Here is a 15,860-nt window from a genome sequence, read left to right on the forward strand (position 1 = left end):
GCGGGCGATCTTTTCGGGTCGGCGCCTTCAGCCGTCGTCCCAGAGCCGCAGGTCCGGGGGAGTTTCGTCCTCGTCCCCCTCCTCGCCGACGTTCCGGTAGCGGAATGCGAAGACGATCCAGCCGACCGCGGCGACGAGCACGAAACTGATCAACCGGTAGACGACCACCGCCGACAGGGCCTGCGCGCCGGTCATGCCGGAGGCGGTGAGCGCCGGCACGAGCACGGCGTCCATGACACCCAGACCGGCGGGGAGCAGCGGGATGGCACGGCTGGTGGCGGTTCCGGCCGCGTAGGCGACCGCGATACCGGCCAGGCTCGGCGCGCCACCGACCGCGTATGCGGCGAACGCCAGGCAAGCACCGTCGCATACCCAGTTGCTCAGCGACCAGCCGAACGCGCGGGCCGCATGAGGACGATCGAGTTGCACCGCGCTCAGCTGGCCGACGATCTTCCGCCACGCTCGCGCACCCGCCTGCTCCGGCTTCTTCCGCAACCGGTTCAGGCTCCGCAGGGCGATCAGGCCGATCGATTCGAACGAACCAGGATTGCCGGCCGCGTACTGGATGAGCACGACCAGCAGCAGCAGACCGCCGAGCGAGAAGATCAGCGAGAACGGGTTGTTGCTGGCGCCGACGAGCAGAGCGCCGACGATGCCGAGCAGTGCGAGTCCGGCGGCCTGGAGGAGCCCGGCCATGACCAGCTGCCAGGTCGCCACCACCGGGGGTGCGCCCCAGCGCCGCATCTGTCGGTAGGTGAAGGTCGTCCCGACCACCGGTCCGCCCGGCAGGGTCACGCTCATGGAGTTCGCCGCGAGGGCCACCGAAAGCGATTGCCATTGCGAGACCTTCACACCCGCCGCGGACAGTAGCGCCCGCTGCACCCGTGCGAAGGTCGACATCTCCGCCATCGAGGCGAACACCGCTGCCGCGACCCAACCCCAGTGAAGATGCCCGAGGCCGCGGACGCTGTCGGACAGTTCCGGCCACACGAGCACGATCTCGACGGTGAGCACCACGACGAGCAGAGCACCGACGATCCACTTGAGATACCGGCGTCGCTTCGGGGTGAGCGGCCCGCTCTCACCGTGCGGGCTCTCGTCGGCTCCGTCGTCCGGCTCCTCGGGTGTCACGGTCTCGTTCGTCATCTAGTCGGTGGGCCAACTCGACAGCGTGCGGCGGTAGAGGTCCTCGACTTCGGCGATGTGCTCACCGAAGTTCTCCCGCGACCAGCCGCTCACGTCGATCGGTTCGAGCACCGCCACATCGACGGTGCCCGACCGCAGCAGGGTCGAGTGCTTCCACAGGATCTCGCCGGCGTTGCGGATCACGACCGGCACGATCGGGACACCGGCCTGCATCGCGATGTGGAAGGCGCCCTTCTTGAACCTGCCGATCGCCGGGGTCAGCGAGCGTGTGCCCTCGGGGGCGATGACGATCGACGTCCCCTCGCGGAGGGTGTCGACGACGGGTCCGAGCGCCGCAACCGCCCGCTCGGTGTTCGTGCGGTCGACAAAGGTGGCGCCGACGAACCGCAGAAGCGGCCCGAACAACGGGTCGTTGGCCATCTCCTTCTTCGTCACGCCCGTGAAGTCCTGCCTCAGGACCTTGGCCAGCACCACCGGGTCGAGCTGACTCTGGTGGTTGAAGATGAACACCGCCGGCCGGGCGGCCCACGCATTCGCTTCCCCGACGATGCGTACGTTCACTCCGGCGAGGGCCAGGGAGACCTCGGTGCCGATGCTGATGATCGAGTCCAGCGCGGTCTTGCGGCTGCGGTTGATCAGACCGAGACCGAGACCCGTCCACACCGAGCCGAACATCCCGCCGTAGGCGGCGGCGGTGCGGACGAGTTCGCGGGCGCCCGGCGTACCGCGCGGCCGGAACCGCATGATCGGCCAGTCGCGTTCGATGGCGAATCGGGTGAGAGTGCGATCGGGGTTCGTGGCCGTGGGGTTGCCGGCGACGGCCAGGAACTCCACGTCCTCACCACCGTTGGAATAGGTGTAGCTGGCCTCGGCGTCGATGCCGTGTGTCTCGACGAAATTGCGTGCCGCCTCCGCTTTGCCGCTGCGCCACAACGATTTCCCGTCGACCCGTCCGGTGAGCACACCGTTCTCGACCTCGAGTGGGGTGAACAGAATGTGCTCGACGCCCAGCGCGTCCCCGGCGGCCTGGATCTGGTAGCGGGACGCCGACGAGGCGATCACCACCGTGTGGCCCGCGTTCTGGTGCGCGCCGATGAGTTGCCACGCCTCCGGATAGAGGTGTCCGGCGATCGTCGTCATGAACAGCCGGCGGCCGATCTCGTAGAGCTCGTCCTCGGTGTGACCGCGCCACGCCTTGAAGGCGATCGCGACGAAGCGTTCGAAGTCCTCCTCGGTCTCCGTCCCGCGGATCCCGTTGATCATCGTCGCGGCCAGTTCGGATGCGGAGACCTTCCCGGCGAGCACCCGGTCGCGGAAGAAGTGGACACCGGAGAAGCCGTGCACGATGGTGCCGTCGAAATCGAAGAAGGCCGCCACCTCGGGTCCCTGCGGACCCGTACGCACCCGTTCGAGGGCCTGCTCGAGGTTCACCGTTCCACCTTTCTGTTCGACACGTCGAGCGACTCGGCCAGCGCGACCCGCTGGGCCAACTCGGACAGCTCCGCTGCGAATGCCTTCCTGCGCTCGCGGACGGTCTCGGGGTCCTCGTCGTGGTCGAGCAATCCTCGATTGCGCGCCAGGTCGAGCGCGGACGCGAACAACTCCGACGACACCGATTCCGGCCCGTACAGGCGGCGCTGCAGCAGCATCTGCCGGCCCACCGCCACACACTCCGACAGGAAGGCGGCGCGGTCGACCTCGAGCTCCGGATCCCGGACGGCGAGGCGCTCGGCGACGACGAGCTGCGCGTCGAAGAACGACCGCAGCGTGCGGTGCGACATGAAGAAGCCGGTCTCGACGAGACCGGTCAGCGCTTCGTCCTTCGTCGGCAGCGTGTCGCCCCAGGACGGGACGAGCAAGGCGAGCTCGTCGCGCATCTGGGTCTCGTAGGTGTCTCGGTCGGGGAAGAAGAACTCGAACTTCAGCAGGTCGCGCAGGTTCTTCGCCTCCTCCCACGCCACCCGGACAGGATCGTCACCGAGATTGGCGTGCGCGTAGAGGATGGCCAGCTCCATGATCGACCGGTTGACGAACCAGTGCACGCCGCTGTTGCGGTAGAACGCCGCGACGAGATGCTGACCCGGCTGGATCGAGTAGACCGGTTCCTCCCCGCCGGCGTAGGTGGTGACCACCCCCGCGTGGGTGAGCGACGAGAGCACGTCCTCGAGCCCACCTTCGACGTCGAGGATGTGGAGCCCGCCCTGCGGGACACCGCGGCGATCGAGATAACGGCGGACAGGTGCGATCACGGCCCGCACCTCCTCGAGCGTCAGCGAGCGGTCGCGCACACCGAGCAGGGCCAGGGTGACCAGGCAGTTCACCGTCACCGGAGTGTTGCAGTTGATGCCGACCGCGACTTCGAAGGCGACCTTCTGCAGCGCCTTGCGGCGCAGCACCCGTATCTCCTCGGAATCCGTCGGCGCCGCGGACGGGTCGGCTGCCGGCGCCGGTGCGGTCAGGTCCGGATCCCCACCGGCGACCAGCAGTTCGCGCATCGACACGGGATCGCCGAACCGCACGTACACGTTCCCGGCCCGCTTGCGCTGATTGCGGGCGTAGCGCACCAGCCATCCCAGGCCTTCGGTTTTCTTCGTCGCGCCGGTCTGTTCGGCGGCGACCGCCGCGACCTCGGCGAGTCCCTCGTAGGTGATCGAGACCGGCACCAGCATCGCGTCCTCGACGCGTCCGCCGCGGATCGCGTTGGCGACGTAGCTGAGCAATCCGTAGCGCGGGGCCCGGAGCTTGCCGGTGCGGGTCCGGCCGCCCTCGAAGTACCACTCGAGGTTGAACCGCTTGCTCAGCAGGAACGCGAAGTACTCCTCGAGCGCGGCCTTGTAGACGTCGTCGTCTGCGAAGCTGCGCCGGATGAACACCGTGCCGGTGCGGCGGGCGACGGGACCGATCGGCCAGAAGGTGAGGTTGGCCCCGCCCATGATGTGGTTGCCGGGAAAATCGTTCGCCGCCAGGATGTCGCCCAGCACGAAGGCATCGGCGTAGGACCGGTGCGAGGGGAGGAAGACCAGGGCGTACCGGCGGTTGGACTCGCGCAGTGCGCGCAGACCGGCCTCGTCGGCGTGCACGGTCCATGCCGACGCGTGCAACGGCCGCATCGCCTGCGTGAACAGGTCGGTGACCAATCGTGACTGCACGGCCACGAGTTCGTCGAGGGAACTGCGCGCCCGCGACTCGACCTCGGCGCGCGAGAGGCCGTGCTCGGCGGCGATCTCGTCGAGACGGCGCCGGAAGATCGGCGAGTCCATGATCTGGGCGGCGACGAGCCGCGGGACCTTGTAGCGGTCGCCGATCACCGCTCGCTCCGCGCGTTCGAGCGCGACGACGGCGCGACGGGTCACGTACCGCGCGAGTGCCCCGTCGTCACCGTCACCGCCCTCCGCCCTGAGCGCGTCCCGCAGTTCGGACAGGCGGGCCGGTTTCGCGACGACGATCCGGTAGCGGTCGGCACCCTTGCGCACGAGCCATTTCTGCAGCAGCAGATTCGGATTGCGTGGGTTCGTGAGGGCAAGGACGTCGGCAAACCGGATACGCCGCGCACCGTCGCGCTCCGCCGGGAGCCACACGATCCGCAAGGGCAGGATCAGCGGATCGTCGGTGCGGGTCACGAGCTCCTCGGTGAGCACCCGTGAGTCGAGGTCGAGCGACTCGGGGCGGGTCGGCGTGCGGTACTCGGCGGGAAGCTCGTCCGAGCGCAGCCAATCCTCGATCATCGTTCGTTCGAGAGTCGTCGTGTACGCGAGGACCGCCACCGTGGGTCCGTCGTCCGCCCGCACGGTGTCGTCTCCTCGTACCCGGCTCGGTTGATCGTTTCTCATCTCACCCCGTCCAGAAGTCACCTCGGTGTGAAAGCTACCTGTCGCGGCCGGTTCGTTCGGGCGATCCGGAGGAGAACACACACTGTGCGGATGCACCGGTGGGCGCTGTGCAGATGCACCGGGGGAGTGTCTGAACGACAATATGGTGGACGAGAGGACTCGGTGGGAGCCGCCGACGACAGGGAGGGCGCAGTGACCACAGGTGCCGGACCGGAGGGTGTCGGCTACGCGGGGGTGAGGGAGACGCATTCGTCGGTGGTCTTCTTCGTCGGCGAGCGCGTGCACAAACTGAAGAAGCCGCTCGACCTGGGCTTCCTCGACAACCGCACGCGTGAGGCCCGTGAACGGATCTGCCACCGGGAGGTGGAGCTCAACCGGCGTCTCGCACCGGACGTCTATCTGGGCGTCGCGGACGTCCACGGCCCGGACGGACAGTTGTGCGAGCACCTCGTCGAAATGGTGCGGCTGCCCGACGACCGGCGCCTGGCCGCCGCGGTCCGCCGAGGTGAGGACGTGTCGGTGGTGATCGACGAGGTGGCACAGCAGGTCGCCGCACTGCACGCCTCCTCGCCGCACGGTCCCGAGATCGACCGGTGTGCCTCCGCGGATTTCGTCGCCGAGCTGTGGGATCTCAGTCTCGACCATCTCGGCCGGCTGGAGGTAGGGGCGGATCGTGCCGGGGCGTTGACGCGGATCCGGGAGTCCGTGCACCGTTACCTCGCCGGCCGGGCGGTGCTGTTCGACGAACGCATCGCGGCGGGCCGGGCCGTGGACGGACACGGCGACCTGCTCGCCGACGACATCTTCTGTCTCGACGACGGTCCGCGCATCATCGACTGCCTCGAGTTCGACGACGAGTTACGCTACGGCGACGCAGTACTCGATCTCGCCTTCCTCGCAATGGATCTCGAACGTCTCGGTGCCGAACCCGCAGCACGGCGGTTGCTCGAGCAATATGGTGAGGTCTCGGGCGATCATCCGCCCTCCTCTCTCGTGCACCACTACATCGCCTATCGAGCGTTGGTGCGCGCGAAGGTGACCGCCCTACGCTACGAGCAGGGTGATGCAGCGGCGCGGGAAACGGCGACCGGTTTCGTCGAGTTGCTCGAGGGACATCTCGACCGGGGGCGCGTGCGCATGGTGCTCGTCGGTGGTGTCTCCGCGACCGGCAAGACGACACTGTCGCGCACGGTCGGTGCGTATCTCGGAGCGGACGTAGTGCGCAGCGACATCGTCCGCAAGGAGTTGGCGGGTCTGCAACCCACCGACCGCACCGGCGACGGTACGGATGCCGGTCTGTACGCACCGACGCATTCGGAGGCGACCTACCGCGAACTGCTGCGCCGTGCCGAGACCGCTCTGGCCCGGGGACGATCCGTCGTGCTGGACGCGACCTGGTTGTCGTCCGGGCAGCGCGACGCGGCCCGCAAGGTCGCGGACGGTGCTTCCGTGGATGTGATCGAGATCGAGTGCCGTGCAGACAAGGGAATCCTGTTGCAACGGATGGCATCCCGAGCCGAGCGCGGCGACGATGCCTCCGATGCGACCCCTGCCGTGCTCGAACAGCAACTCCGCCGGCGGGATCCGTGGCCGGAGGCAGCGGCGATCGATACGGGTGTCGAGACCGTCGACGCGGCGCGACTGGAGAGCATGCTCGGTCCAGCGCCCTGGTGATCGCGCCCCGAGAACAGTGAACGGGGATCGCTTCGTCGAAGCGATCCCCGTCGAACCGGAACGATCGGTTCTAGACCTTGCGGGCGATGAGCACCGAGCACGGAGCCTTGTGCAGCAGGTTCTGGCTCGTGGATCCGAGCAGGGCGGCGCGGAACTGGCCACGTCCGTGGCTTCCGACTGCGACGAGTTGGGCGTCGTCGAGGTGCGCGAGCAGGACCTTCGAGGCCGGGCCCCGATCGATCACACGCTCGACGGTGACCTCGGGGTGGCGATCACTCCAGCCGGCCAGCGTCTCGGCGAGAACCGCGGTCTCCGAGGTCTCCACGGCATCCCAATCGACCAGCGCGGCCGTGGCGCCGACACCGAGTGCGGCGTCACCGAGCCAGGAGTGCACTGCCCGCAGCGGAACCCCGAGGGCCGACGCGAGATAGAACGCGTGAGTGACTGCGGCAGAGGACAATTCGCTACCGTCCACACCGACGACGATCGGCCGGGAATCGGGCAGCGGAGAATCGGTGTTGCCGCGCCACACGACCACCGGGCAGGGCGCATGGTTCGCGACGCGCAGAACGGTGGAGCCGAGGAGGAAGTTCTCCAGCGCACCCGCGCCGGTGGCGCCCATGACGACCAGGCGTGCGTCCTCGGCGGCCTCGAGCAGCGACTTGGCTGCGGGACCGGGACCGATGAAGCTGCTGATCTCGAGCTCGGGGTGATCTGCGCGGACTCGCTCGGCGGCGTCGGCGAGGAGCTTCTTGCCGTCCTCCTCGAGCTGCTGGATCATCTGCGACTGCACGAGCACTGCGGCCTCGCTGTAGAAGATGCCCTCCGGGGGCATCGAGTGCACGAGGTGGAGGGGTGCTCCGATGCGCGACGCGACGGCACCGGCCCACCGCGCTGCCGCTACAGCCGTTTCGGAGCCGTCGACGCCTGCGACGACTGCCTTGCGGGTGCTCGGTGTGCTCATGGATGTCTCCTTCTCGTTGCGACGCGCGGCTTCCCGCGCGCAGGTCGGACCGAGGCCACGTTACCGCCACGACGCGGCCGTGACCCGGTGTCGACGATCTTCATGATCCCCGATCGGGGAGGCCCCGACCAGAGCCTTCCGGCCTCGATCAGGTCCACAATCGGCGAGCGGCGCGGTATGCCTTCCGCCATCCGCTGTCCAGATGTGCGGCCTGCGCGTCGCCGATCTCGGTCTCGATCCGGAACAGGATCCCGAGCCCGAAACTGGTCTCGGCGGTGTGGCCCTGCTCGGAGAGCATGTCCAGGAGGTGTTCCCGCGCCACGACGGAGTCCTGGAATTCACCGAGCAGATCCTGGAAGTCGTCGAACCGGTCGAGGATCCGCCCGGAACGCTTCGGATGCAGCGGCGCGATCACCTCGATGGCATACCGCATCCGTTTGGCGCCCTTGCGTGCCCGGTGCATCAGCGCGTCGCGCTCCGCCGGGTTCTCGGCGTCGCCGACCCTGTCGACGCGGCGCGAGACCTTTTTCGACAGCGCTGCGACCGCGCGCAACAGTTCCTTCCGTGCCACTTTCGGCCGTGCCCCCGCCGCTTCTGTGGCGGGCGCTATGTCGGTGATCGCCGCGTCGAGGCGGGTGAGCAGCCCGACGTACCGGTCCGAGTCCAGTGTGTCGACTGCTTCGAGGCGGGCGGCCTCCGACCGTGCCGAGAAGTACTCGTCGATACGGGCTCTCGTCGCTTCCCGGTGCGATTCGACCGGGATGTCGGCTACGCGATCCGTGAGCCGTTCCCATTGGACCTCGAGATCACGTGACGGGCTGAGACGTCTTCCGAGCCAACGGAGTTCGTCGACGAGATCGGGATCCACGACGATCTCGTCGGAATAGGTCTGCAGTGCGCTGCGCAGACGCCGCGCGGCCTTGCGCATGCTGTGCACCGCGTCGCGTGCGTCGCGGCGGACGGCGATGTCGGACAACCCCAGGGTGTGCAGTTCGCTCGAGAGATAGTCGCGTACCGGGATCAGGCCCTTCGCGATCGGCGGGCGGGCGGGGAGCAGGTCGCCGAGCACGCGGTGGAGCTTCGACGGGCTCTCCGAACGGGTGATCCCGACGGCCGCGAAGCGTTCCTTGAGTGCTGTGAGGAATCGGCCGATCGTCTCGTCGCCGAGGGTGGAATTCCACTCGACCTCGATCTCCTTCCAGCGGATCTCGGATCCGTCGGCGCTGCGCACGGCGTCGACGTCGTCGACCACCACCTCCGCGACGAAGCCGCCGTCGGACGACCGGAGCCGGTGCCGATGTCGTCGGGTCACGAGCAGAGCGGCCAGGCTCAACGGGGCGCCACGGCGGATGCCGCGCAACAGGGATCCGAGGTCTGCGGGAACGTCCTCGGCCGAGTCGTCGCCGAGGGGGAAGTGCAGTTCGGTGCGGGTGTCGACACCGGAGGGCAGTTTGAGATGCCATCCCGCGTCGTCGCCGCCCTCGCGCCTGCGGAGCGTGATCTTCGAGCGCAGCAGGCACAGGTCGGCGGTGTCGTAGTACTGGGCCGACAATTCGAACCGGTCGACGTCGATCGCATCGACGGACGGCAGTCCCGTCAGGTCCGGAAGCGGCCGGTCGCCGGTGGCGGAGTACTTGCGTTCCGCCTCCTCCGCGACGGTCGCCGACGATGTGCTGGGCATCCATCTGCTCCTCTCGGTGCGCGTTGCCTCCACCTTGCCACGCGGTCCGATATGAGGGGATTCGTCCGACTGTGATCTGCCGATACCGGGCAAAGAGCACTTCGGCCCTGGTCAAGGCCCGGTTTCGGGGCGATCATGGTTCGACGCGGGTCCGGAGGTAGTGATGAAGGTTCTTGTTTCGGTGGCCAGTCGGCACGGTTCGACCGCGGAGATCGCGACTGCGCTGGCCGCGTCGATGCGCCACCACGGCGCGCAGGTCGACGTGAACGCGCCCGAGCACGTCGACGAGGTCGACGCGTACGACGTCGTGATGCTCGGCAGCGCCGTCTACCGCAGTCGCTGGCTGCGCAGCGCGCGGGAGTTCTCCGACCGGCACGCGGCCGAACTGCGCGAACGCGACGTCTACCTGTTCTCGTCGGGTCCCGTCGCCTCGGGCGGGAGGTCGGTGAACACGTGCTACGACGCGTGCGCCGTCGCCGAACGCATCGAGGCCGTCGAACATCGCACCTTCCCGGGGAAGCTGGATCCGGCGGTGCTCGGCACCGGCGAACGGATGGTCGTCAGGATGGTCGGCGCCCCTTCCGGTGACTTCCGGGACTGGGACGCGATCGGTGCCTGGGGTGCGCGCATCGTGGCGCGCACGACCGCGCGGGAGCGCGACCTCGACGGCATCGGTTCGGCTCCCGCGCGACGTGGGGCGCGCCGCTAGGCGGATATTCCACCCGGGTGATCGGCCCGAGTCCCGAGCCGGGCGATCAGCCCGAGCTGCCCTGGTAGTGCGTGCTCAGTTCGGCTGCGCGGTCCCAGATCGACCAGTCGACCGGGCGTTCCTCCAATTGGGCCTCGACCACCTCGAACCCGGCGTGCCAGGCGGCGCCGTGTGCGAGGGCGTCCTCCTCGTCGTCGGTGGTGTGGGTGAGGGTGAGCCAGCACCCGCCGGAGCCGTCCGGAGTGAGTTCCCAGTGCAGAACGTCGGTGTCCCAGAGGTATTCCAGGATCCGTGCGGGCCGCACCGTGAGGACACTGCCCATGCTGGTGTGCCCTTCGGGTAGGCCGAAACGGCGGGTCTGTTCCTGCGTCGAGCGGAATTCGAGTGTGGCGCCGGGTGTGAGCGCGAACTCGACGTCGGCAGGGAACCAGGCGCGGAGATGTTGCGGATCGGTCAGGACCCGCCACACCTTCTCCGGCGGGTGGGGGAACGAGCGTTCGAACCGCAGGGCCACCCGCCCGTCATAGGTACGCGAGATGCTGCCGATTTCCATGGAAACCTCCAAGACGAGAACTCGCCGGTCAGCGGGGTCCTGGTGTGCTGTTACTCCATGCTGCCAGGTTTCGTCGGCTTACGAAGCGGGTCGGCCGACCTGTGATCGGATCGTGGAACGACAAGGATCTGGCCAGAAGCTGCAGCGGATTCGAATAATCCTGTGGCTCGAGCTCGTACACCTCCGGATAGAGGTTGTCGCCGAGAATGGGGATTCCGAGCGAGTTCATGTGTACCCGGAGTTGATGCGTCCGGCCGGTCTCGGGACGCAGACGGTAACGCGCACGGTCGTCGGCCGTGTCCACCAATTCGATCGAGGTCACGGCGTTGACGGGACCGTCGACCTCGCGGGCCTGCAGCACGCCGCGCTCCTTGACGATACGGCTGCGGACCTCGCGAGGGAAGTCGAGGCGCGGCGCGGCCGGGGCGATCGCCTCGTACTCCTTCTCGACGAGACGCCGGTCGAACAGCATCTGGTACGCGCGTCGCGCCTCGCGCCGGACGGTGAACACCAGGACGCCCGCCGTGAGCCGATCGAGCCGATGAACGGGGGACAGTTCGGGCAGGTCCAGATCCTTGCGCAACCGGACCACGGCGGTCTCCGTCACCCAGGAACCACGCGGGGTGGTCGCCAGGAAGTGCGGCTTGTCCACGACGAGTAGGTTCTCGTCACGGTGGAGGACGTCGATCTCGAAGGGGACGCGCGGTTCGGCGGGCGGGTCACGGTAGAGATACACGAATTCGCGTGGGACGTACGGGGTCGAAAATGTGACCGCTGTGCCGTCCTGTACGACCACTTCGCCGGATTCGATCTTCTCCGCGATGCGCGCCGCATCGTTCGGGAAGCGTGTGAGCAGGAACTCCGCTATGGTCTCCCAGCTGGGATTTTCCGGCAGTCGCAGGCGGGTGGGGTTCAGGCCGTCGCGAACGGGGAGGGGAGCTTCGGGCACGGGTCGTGAGGTTAGCGGTGCGCCCGGAATGCGAGCGCCGAAGGCCCGACGATAACGCTGCCGGACTTTCCACGATAACGATTGTGTGCAAGCCTGCTTAAGGTTTCTGCACCGTCGATACCCTGGGACGGAAGTGAAGAATGTTACTGGAGTGCAAGGGGAGCATGTTGTGACGATGTCGGCGAAAACCGGAACACGTCGGCGGGGGGGACGCGCTCTCGTGCGGCTGCTGGTGGCGGCACTGGTCCTTCCGCTGGCGCTCGCGTTCAGTGGGCTCGGCGCCGGCACGGCTGCGGCCGATCCGTACGATCGCTTCCACGAGGACATGGTCGCCGCCCCGGGTGGGGTCGGGGCGATCAAGGTACGCATCTGGCGGGCGAACAACGGCAGCAACAAGGCCGTCTATCTGCTCGACGGTCTGCGCGCCACCGACGATGTGAGCGGCTGGGAACACGAGACAAACGCGGCGTGGCTCGCCGATCACGGCGTCAACGTGATCATGCCGGTGGGCGGACAGTCGAGCTTCTACGCCGACTGGTACGCGCCGAGCAATTTCAACGGCCAGCCCTACACCTACAAGTGGGAGTCCTTCCTCACCCAGAACCTCCCCGACCATCTCGCGAACGTCTACGGCATCGACCGCAACAACAACGCGGTGGTCGGCCTGTCGATGGGCGGTAACGCGGCGCTGATCCTGGCCGCCTACCACCGCGACCAGTTCAAGTTCGCCGGCTCCCTCTCGGGTTACCTCAACCTCTCGGCCCCCGGTATGCGCGAGGCCATCCGTCTCGCCATGCTCGACGCCGGCGGATACAACGCCGACGCGATGTGGGGACCGCCCTGGGACTCGGCGTGGCTGCGTCACGACCCGTTCGTCGCGGCGCCGCAGATGCGCGGACTGCCGATGTGGGTCTCCGCGGCGAGCGGTCTGCCCGGCCAGTACGACCGGCCGAACTCGCTCGTGGGCAGCTTCAACACGACCAACGCCATGGGTCTCGAAGCGCTCGCCCGCACGCAGAACCGCGCCTTCCAGGTGCGCCTGCTGACCCTGGGTATCGATACCGCACACTTCTCGTTCCCGATCGTCGGTACCCATTCGTGGGGTTACTGGCAGGACGAGCTGTGGGCGATGCTCCCGATGCTCAAATCCTCGATTGGCGCCTGACGCCACCACATCGCTGGTCGGCCGCACCGTCGTCGTGACGGGGGCCACCAGCGGTGTGGGCGAAGCGACGGCCCGCGCCCTCGGGGCTGCCGGCGCCACCGTCGTCCTCGCCGGTCGCAACGTCGACCGGGGCAAGCGCATCGCCGACGAGATCGGCCCCCGGGCCGAGATGATGTCGCTCGATCTCGCCGACCTCTCGGCGATCCGTGCCTTCGCAGACGCCTTCGCCGATCGCCGGATCGATGTCCTGGTCAACAACGCCGGGGTCATGGCGGTGCCGCTGGGTCGCACCGCCGACGGGTTCGAGATGCAGATCGGAACGAACCATCTCGGACACTTCGCCCTGACCGGACTGCTGTTGCCGCGTATCACCGGCCGCATCGTCACGGTGTCGAGCGCCGCCCACCTGATAGGCCGGATCGATCTCGACGACCTCAACTGGGAACGCCGCCCGTACAACCGCGCCGCGGCGTACGCACAGTCGAAGCTCGCGAATCTGTTGTTCGCGCTCGAGCTCGAACGACGCCTCGCCGCGGTCCGCTCACCGCTGCGCGCCGTCGCGGCCCATCCGGGCTACGCGGCGACCGAGGTGGGCAGTCACACGGGGACGTGGTTCGACCGGTTGTTCGGTTTCGGCAAGACGATCCTGCAGCGCACCCCGGACCAGGGGGCCGAATCGGTCGTGCTCGCCGCCTCCGATCCGGGTATCGCGGGCGGCTACATCGGTCCGCGTCTCCTGCTCTACGGAGCGCCCGGTGTCGCCGGCGTGGGGCGTCGCGCCCGCGACCGCGAGACCTCGACGCGGCTGTGGAAGTTGTCGGAGAAACTCACAGGAGTCCACTTCGAGATCGGCTGATACGCGTCGTCGCCCGCACCCCGTGACCGCACCCCGACGGGCGCCCTGTGGTCACGGGGTGCGGCGCATCGGCACGTGGTCGATCCCGGCCTCGAGGTAGTTCGCTCCGGTGCGCACGAACCCGAATCGCGCGTACCAGTGCTCCAGATACGCCTGCGCCGAGATGTCGACGACTCCCGGACAGGTCCCGAGCGCCGCCTCGATCAGCTCCGCGGCGAGGCCGCGCCCGCGTGCGTGCCGGGCGGTGGCGACACGGCCGATGTGGGCGATGTCCCCGTCGTCGTGGAGCACGCGCAGCGTCGCAAGGACCTCATCGCCCTCCCGCGTCCAGAACAGTTCGGTGGTCGGGTCGAGATCGCGGCCGTCGAGTTCCGGTTCGCTGGTGATGCCCTGCTCGAAGACGAACACGTCGGTCCGCAGAGCCATGATCCGGTACAGGCTCTCGGGGTCGGTCTTCCTCAGCGGTGCATGGTGGATGGACGGCACGTCCCGATCGTAGGGGGCTTCACCCGCCCGTCGTGAACCCGTCGAGCAGTCCCGCATAGCGCTTCGGTGGGGGAGCCGCGAACTCTCCTCGCTTGCCGGTCGCCAGCCCCATCGTGACCAGCGACTGCACGGTCAGCGTCGCGGCCGCGACACCGTCCACCACCGGCACTCCGATCTCCGCGGAGATGTGCGCGCACAGGTCGGCCATCCCGGCGCAGCCGAGCACGATGGCGTCGGAACCGTCCTCGTACAGGGCGTCGAGGCACGCCTCGGTGACGATCTTGCGTGCGTCGGGATCGCTGTCGAGGGCGAGCACCGGCAGGTCGCACGCGTGCACGCCCCGGCACGCGTCGCGCATGCCGTAGCGGTGCGCGAGGTCCCACGCGCGTCCGGTCGTGCGGGCCAGCGTCGTGACGACGGAGAATCCGCGCCCCAGGACCGCGGCGGTGTGCATGGCGGCCTCGGCGATGCCGACGACGGGCCCGCCGGCGAGCTCGCGCGCCGCGTCCAGCCCGGGATCGCCGAAACACGCGATGACGTAGCCGTCGACGCCGTCGCGTTCACCCTTCTCGATCTCGGTGAGGATGCCCGGCACGGCGAGCGCCTCGTCGTAGTGGCTCTCGATCGAGGGTGGGCCCATCGTGGCGGTCATCGACCACGTGGTGTTCGGGTTGACGACCTTGATGAACATGGAGGATCAGACTGCTTCCTGTGCGACCCGGTCGGGGAGACGGACTGCGAGGCGGGTGCGGGTCGCGAGCAGGTGGTAGACGACGAAACCGAGACCGCAGCCGATGAACCAGCTGTACTGGGCGGCGGTTCCCATGCCGGGCGCATCGTTGAACAGCACAGGGATCATCGCTACCACGGCGCCGACGACGGTCGCGATCACCGCGGCCGGGTTGTAGCCCTTGCGGTAGAAGTACGCGCCCTTCTCCGACATCGTGAACAGGTCGTCGACGATCACCTTCTGCTTGCGCACGAGGTAGTAGTCGGCGATGAGGATGCCGAACAGCGGACCGATGAACGCGCCCAGGGTTTCAGGGTGTAGTGGATGACCTCGGGGTTGTCGTACAGATTCCACGGGGTGATCAGTTCGCCGTAGACGGGCAGCGTGAGCGACGCGGTGATCACCACGAGCAGCGAGAAGACCAGGAAGTTCACCGGCAGACCGAGGAAGTTGCCCTTCTTGACGGCGGCGTAGGACTTCCCGTACCGGGAGAAGTCGCCGAAGTTGAGCATCGGGCCGGAGAAGTACGAGACCACCAAGGCGATCGCGCCGAGCATGACCGGCACCGACGACCATCCGGTGTGCGTGACCTCACCGAGGGTCAGATCGATTGCGCTCCAACCGGCCTGGGAGATCAGATAACCGCACAGCAGGAACATCACGACGTAGACGGCCGGCCCGCAGAAGTCGATGAACCGCCGGATCGACTCCATGCCGTGCCAGAACACGCAGGCCTGCAGCACCCAGAGCGTCAGGAAGCTGGCCCATCCGAGTACGGACAGGCCGGTGAACCCGTAGTCCTCGACCACGGCATAGGGTGCGAGCGAGGGGAACAGCTTGATCAGCACCACGTCGAGTGCCGCCGAGGCGAGGAAGGTCTGGATCCCGTATCACGCCACCGCGATCAGACCGCGGATGATCGCGGGGATGTTCGCGCCGAGGACGCCGAAGACGCTGCGGCAGATCACCGGATAGGGCGCACCCGTGACCTGGCTGGGCTAGCCTGGAGATTTCCTCTCATGCGGGCTGAGCCCGGCGTGTAAAGCACGGAAGTGCCTGTCCGGTAGTGGATTCTTGGCTTGTCGAAGGTCAAGTATCCGTCATCGAGAGAGGCACT

Annotated in this window: 13 protein-coding genes and 1 pseudogene; 4 read left to right on the forward strand and 10 right to left on the reverse strand. The window is 67.9% G+C overall.

Features of this window, described 5'->3' with window-relative positions:
* Positions 1-27: 27 nt before the first annotated feature.
* The 3 genes from K3M35_RS13740 to K3M35_RS13750 are packed head-to-tail and all read right to left on the reverse strand — an operon-like array spanning position 28 to position 4,976.
* Entirely contained in the window at positions 28-1,146 is a 1,119-nt protein-coding gene (locus K3M35_RS13740; protein ID WP_219129943.1) for a YbhN family protein, read from the reverse strand.
* A complete protein-coding gene (locus K3M35_RS26655; RefSeq protein WP_006551744.1) occupies positions 1,147-2,577 on the reverse strand; it encodes an HAD-IB family hydrolase in 1,431 nt (476 codons plus the stop codon).
* Positions 2,574-4,976, reverse strand: coding sequence for a glycerol-3-phosphate 1-O-acyltransferase (locus tag K3M35_RS13750; RefSeq protein WP_220666553.1), 2,403 nt, complete (start codon positions 4,974-4,976; stop codon positions 2,574-2,576). Before K3M35_RS13750 ends, K3M35_RS26655 begins: the two co-directional genes overlap by 4 nt.
* A 162-nt stretch (positions 4,977-5,138) precedes the next feature.
* Between K3M35_RS13750 and K3M35_RS13755 the strand changes: the two genes are divergently transcribed.
* On the forward strand, positions 5,139-6,650 hold the full coding sequence (locus K3M35_RS13755) for a bifunctional aminoglycoside phosphotransferase/ATP-binding protein (protein WP_064255940.1): 1,512 nt from the start codon (positions 5,139-5,141) through the stop codon (positions 6,648-6,650).
* A 70-nt stretch (positions 6,651-6,720) separates the two neighbouring features.
* Here the strand turns inward: K3M35_RS13755 and K3M35_RS13760 are convergent, their stop codons facing one another.
* Together K3M35_RS13760 and K3M35_RS13765 are read right to left on the reverse strand one after the other, a co-directional pair.
* Positions 6,721-7,614 (reverse strand): universal stress protein, encoded by an 894-nt coding sequence (locus tag K3M35_RS13760; RefSeq protein WP_064062131.1) that lies wholly within the window; start codon positions 7,612-7,614, stop codon positions 6,721-6,723.
* Between the two features lie 148 nt (positions 7,615-7,762).
* On the reverse strand, positions 7,763-9,295 hold the full coding sequence (locus tag K3M35_RS13765; RefSeq protein ID WP_220666554.1) for a CYTH and CHAD domain-containing protein: 1,533 nt from the start codon (positions 9,293-9,295) through the stop codon (positions 7,763-7,765).
* A gap of 163 nt (positions 9,296-9,458) precedes the next feature.
* On the opposite strand from K3M35_RS13765, the gene K3M35_RS13770 reads away from it, so the two are divergent.
* Positions 9,459-10,004 carry a flavodoxin domain-containing protein gene (locus tag K3M35_RS13770; RefSeq protein ID WP_220666555.1) on the forward strand — a complete coding sequence of 182 codons (546 nt, stop codon included), beginning with the start codon at positions 9,459-9,461 and terminating at the stop codon, positions 10,002-10,004.
* 46 nt (positions 10,005-10,050) lie between these two features.
* On the opposite strand, the gene K3M35_RS13775 is transcribed toward K3M35_RS13770, so the two are convergent.
* Together K3M35_RS13775 and K3M35_RS13780 are read right to left on the reverse strand one after the other, a co-directional pair.
* A complete protein-coding gene (locus tag K3M35_RS13775; protein WP_006551738.1) occupies positions 10,051-10,557 on the reverse strand; it encodes an SRPBCC family protein in 507 nt (168 codons plus the stop codon).
* A gap of 28 nt (positions 10,558-10,585) precedes the next feature.
* Positions 10,586-11,506 (reverse strand): pseudouridine synthase, encoded by a 921-nt coding sequence (locus K3M35_RS13780; RefSeq protein ID WP_024103044.1) that lies wholly within the window; start codon positions 11,504-11,506, stop codon positions 10,586-10,588.
* Positions 11,507-11,681: 175 nt separating this feature from the next.
* On the opposite strand from K3M35_RS13780, the gene K3M35_RS13785 reads away from it, so the two are divergent.
* Positions 11,682-12,671, forward strand: coding sequence for an alpha/beta hydrolase family protein (locus tag K3M35_RS13785; RefSeq protein WP_051121583.1), 990 nt, complete (start codon positions 11,682-11,684; stop codon positions 12,669-12,671).
* Positions 12,661-13,527 (forward strand): oxidoreductase, encoded by an 867-nt coding sequence (locus K3M35_RS13790; protein WP_220666556.1) that lies wholly within the window; start codon positions 12,661-12,663, stop codon positions 13,525-13,527. The genes K3M35_RS13785 and K3M35_RS13790 overlap by 11 nt, the downstream gene beginning before the upstream one ends.
* A 51-nt stretch (positions 13,528-13,578) precedes the next feature.
* On the opposite strand, the gene K3M35_RS13795 is transcribed toward K3M35_RS13790, so the two are convergent.
* The 3 genes and pseudogenes from K3M35_RS13795 to K3M35_RS13805 all read right to left on the reverse strand — a co-directional run.
* The gene (locus K3M35_RS13795) at positions 13,579-14,013 is read right to left on the reverse strand and encodes a GNAT family N-acetyltransferase (RefSeq protein ID WP_019289985.1); all 435 of its coding nucleotides are present in this window, start codon (positions 14,011-14,013) and stop codon (positions 13,579-13,581) included.
* A 19-nt stretch (positions 14,014-14,032) separates the two neighbouring features.
* Positions 14,033-14,704, reverse strand: a complete 672-nt coding sequence (locus tag K3M35_RS13800) for an aspartate/glutamate racemase family protein (protein ID WP_220666557.1) — start codon at positions 14,702-14,704, stop codon at positions 14,033-14,035.
* Positions 14,705-14,710: 6 nt separating this feature from the next.
* Positions 14,711-15,741, reverse strand: a pseudogene (locus K3M35_RS13805) (cytosine permease); the annotation flags it as partial.
* Between the last annotated feature and the right edge of the window lie 119 nt (positions 15,742-15,860).

The sequence above is a fragment of the Rhodococcus sp. DMU2021 genome (genome assembly GCF_019641445.1).
Lineage (GTDB): Bacteria > Actinomycetota > Actinomycetes > Mycobacteriales > Mycobacteriaceae > Rhodococcus > Rhodococcus pyridinivorans.

What these genes read in the sequence shown, in the direction of transcription:
- K3M35_RS13760 (WP_064062131.1), bottom strand. Translation starts at nt 7,614, where the DNA reads ATGAGCACACCGAGCACCCGCAAGGCAGTCGTCGCAGGCGTCGACGGC.
- K3M35_RS13800 (WP_220666557.1), bottom strand. Translation starts at nt 14,704, where the DNA reads ATGTTCATCAAGGTCGTCAACCCGAACACCACGTGGTCGATGACCGCC.
- K3M35_RS13785 (WP_051121583.1), top strand. Translation starts at nt 11,682, where the DNA reads ATGTCGGCGAAAACCGGAACACGTCGGCGGGGGGGACGCGCTCTCGTG.
- K3M35_RS13750 (WP_220666553.1), bottom strand. Translation starts at nt 4,976, where the DNA reads ATGAGAAACGATCAACCGAGCCGGGTACGAGGAGACGACACCGTGCGG.
- K3M35_RS13740 (WP_219129943.1), bottom strand. Translation starts at nt 1,146, where the DNA reads ATGACGAACGAGACCGTGACACCCGAGGAGCCGGACGACGGAGCCGAC.
- K3M35_RS13775 (WP_006551738.1), bottom strand. Translation starts at nt 10,557, where the DNA reads ATGGAAATCGGCAGCATCTCGCGTACCTATGACGGGCGGGTGGCCCTG.
- K3M35_RS13765 (WP_220666554.1), bottom strand. Translation starts at nt 9,295, where the DNA reads ATGCCCAGCACATCGTCGGCGACCGTCGCGGAGGAGGCGGAACGCAAG.
- K3M35_RS13770 (WP_220666555.1), top strand. Translation starts at nt 9,459, where the DNA reads ATGAAGGTTCTTGTTTCGGTGGCCAGTCGGCACGGTTCGACCGCGGAG.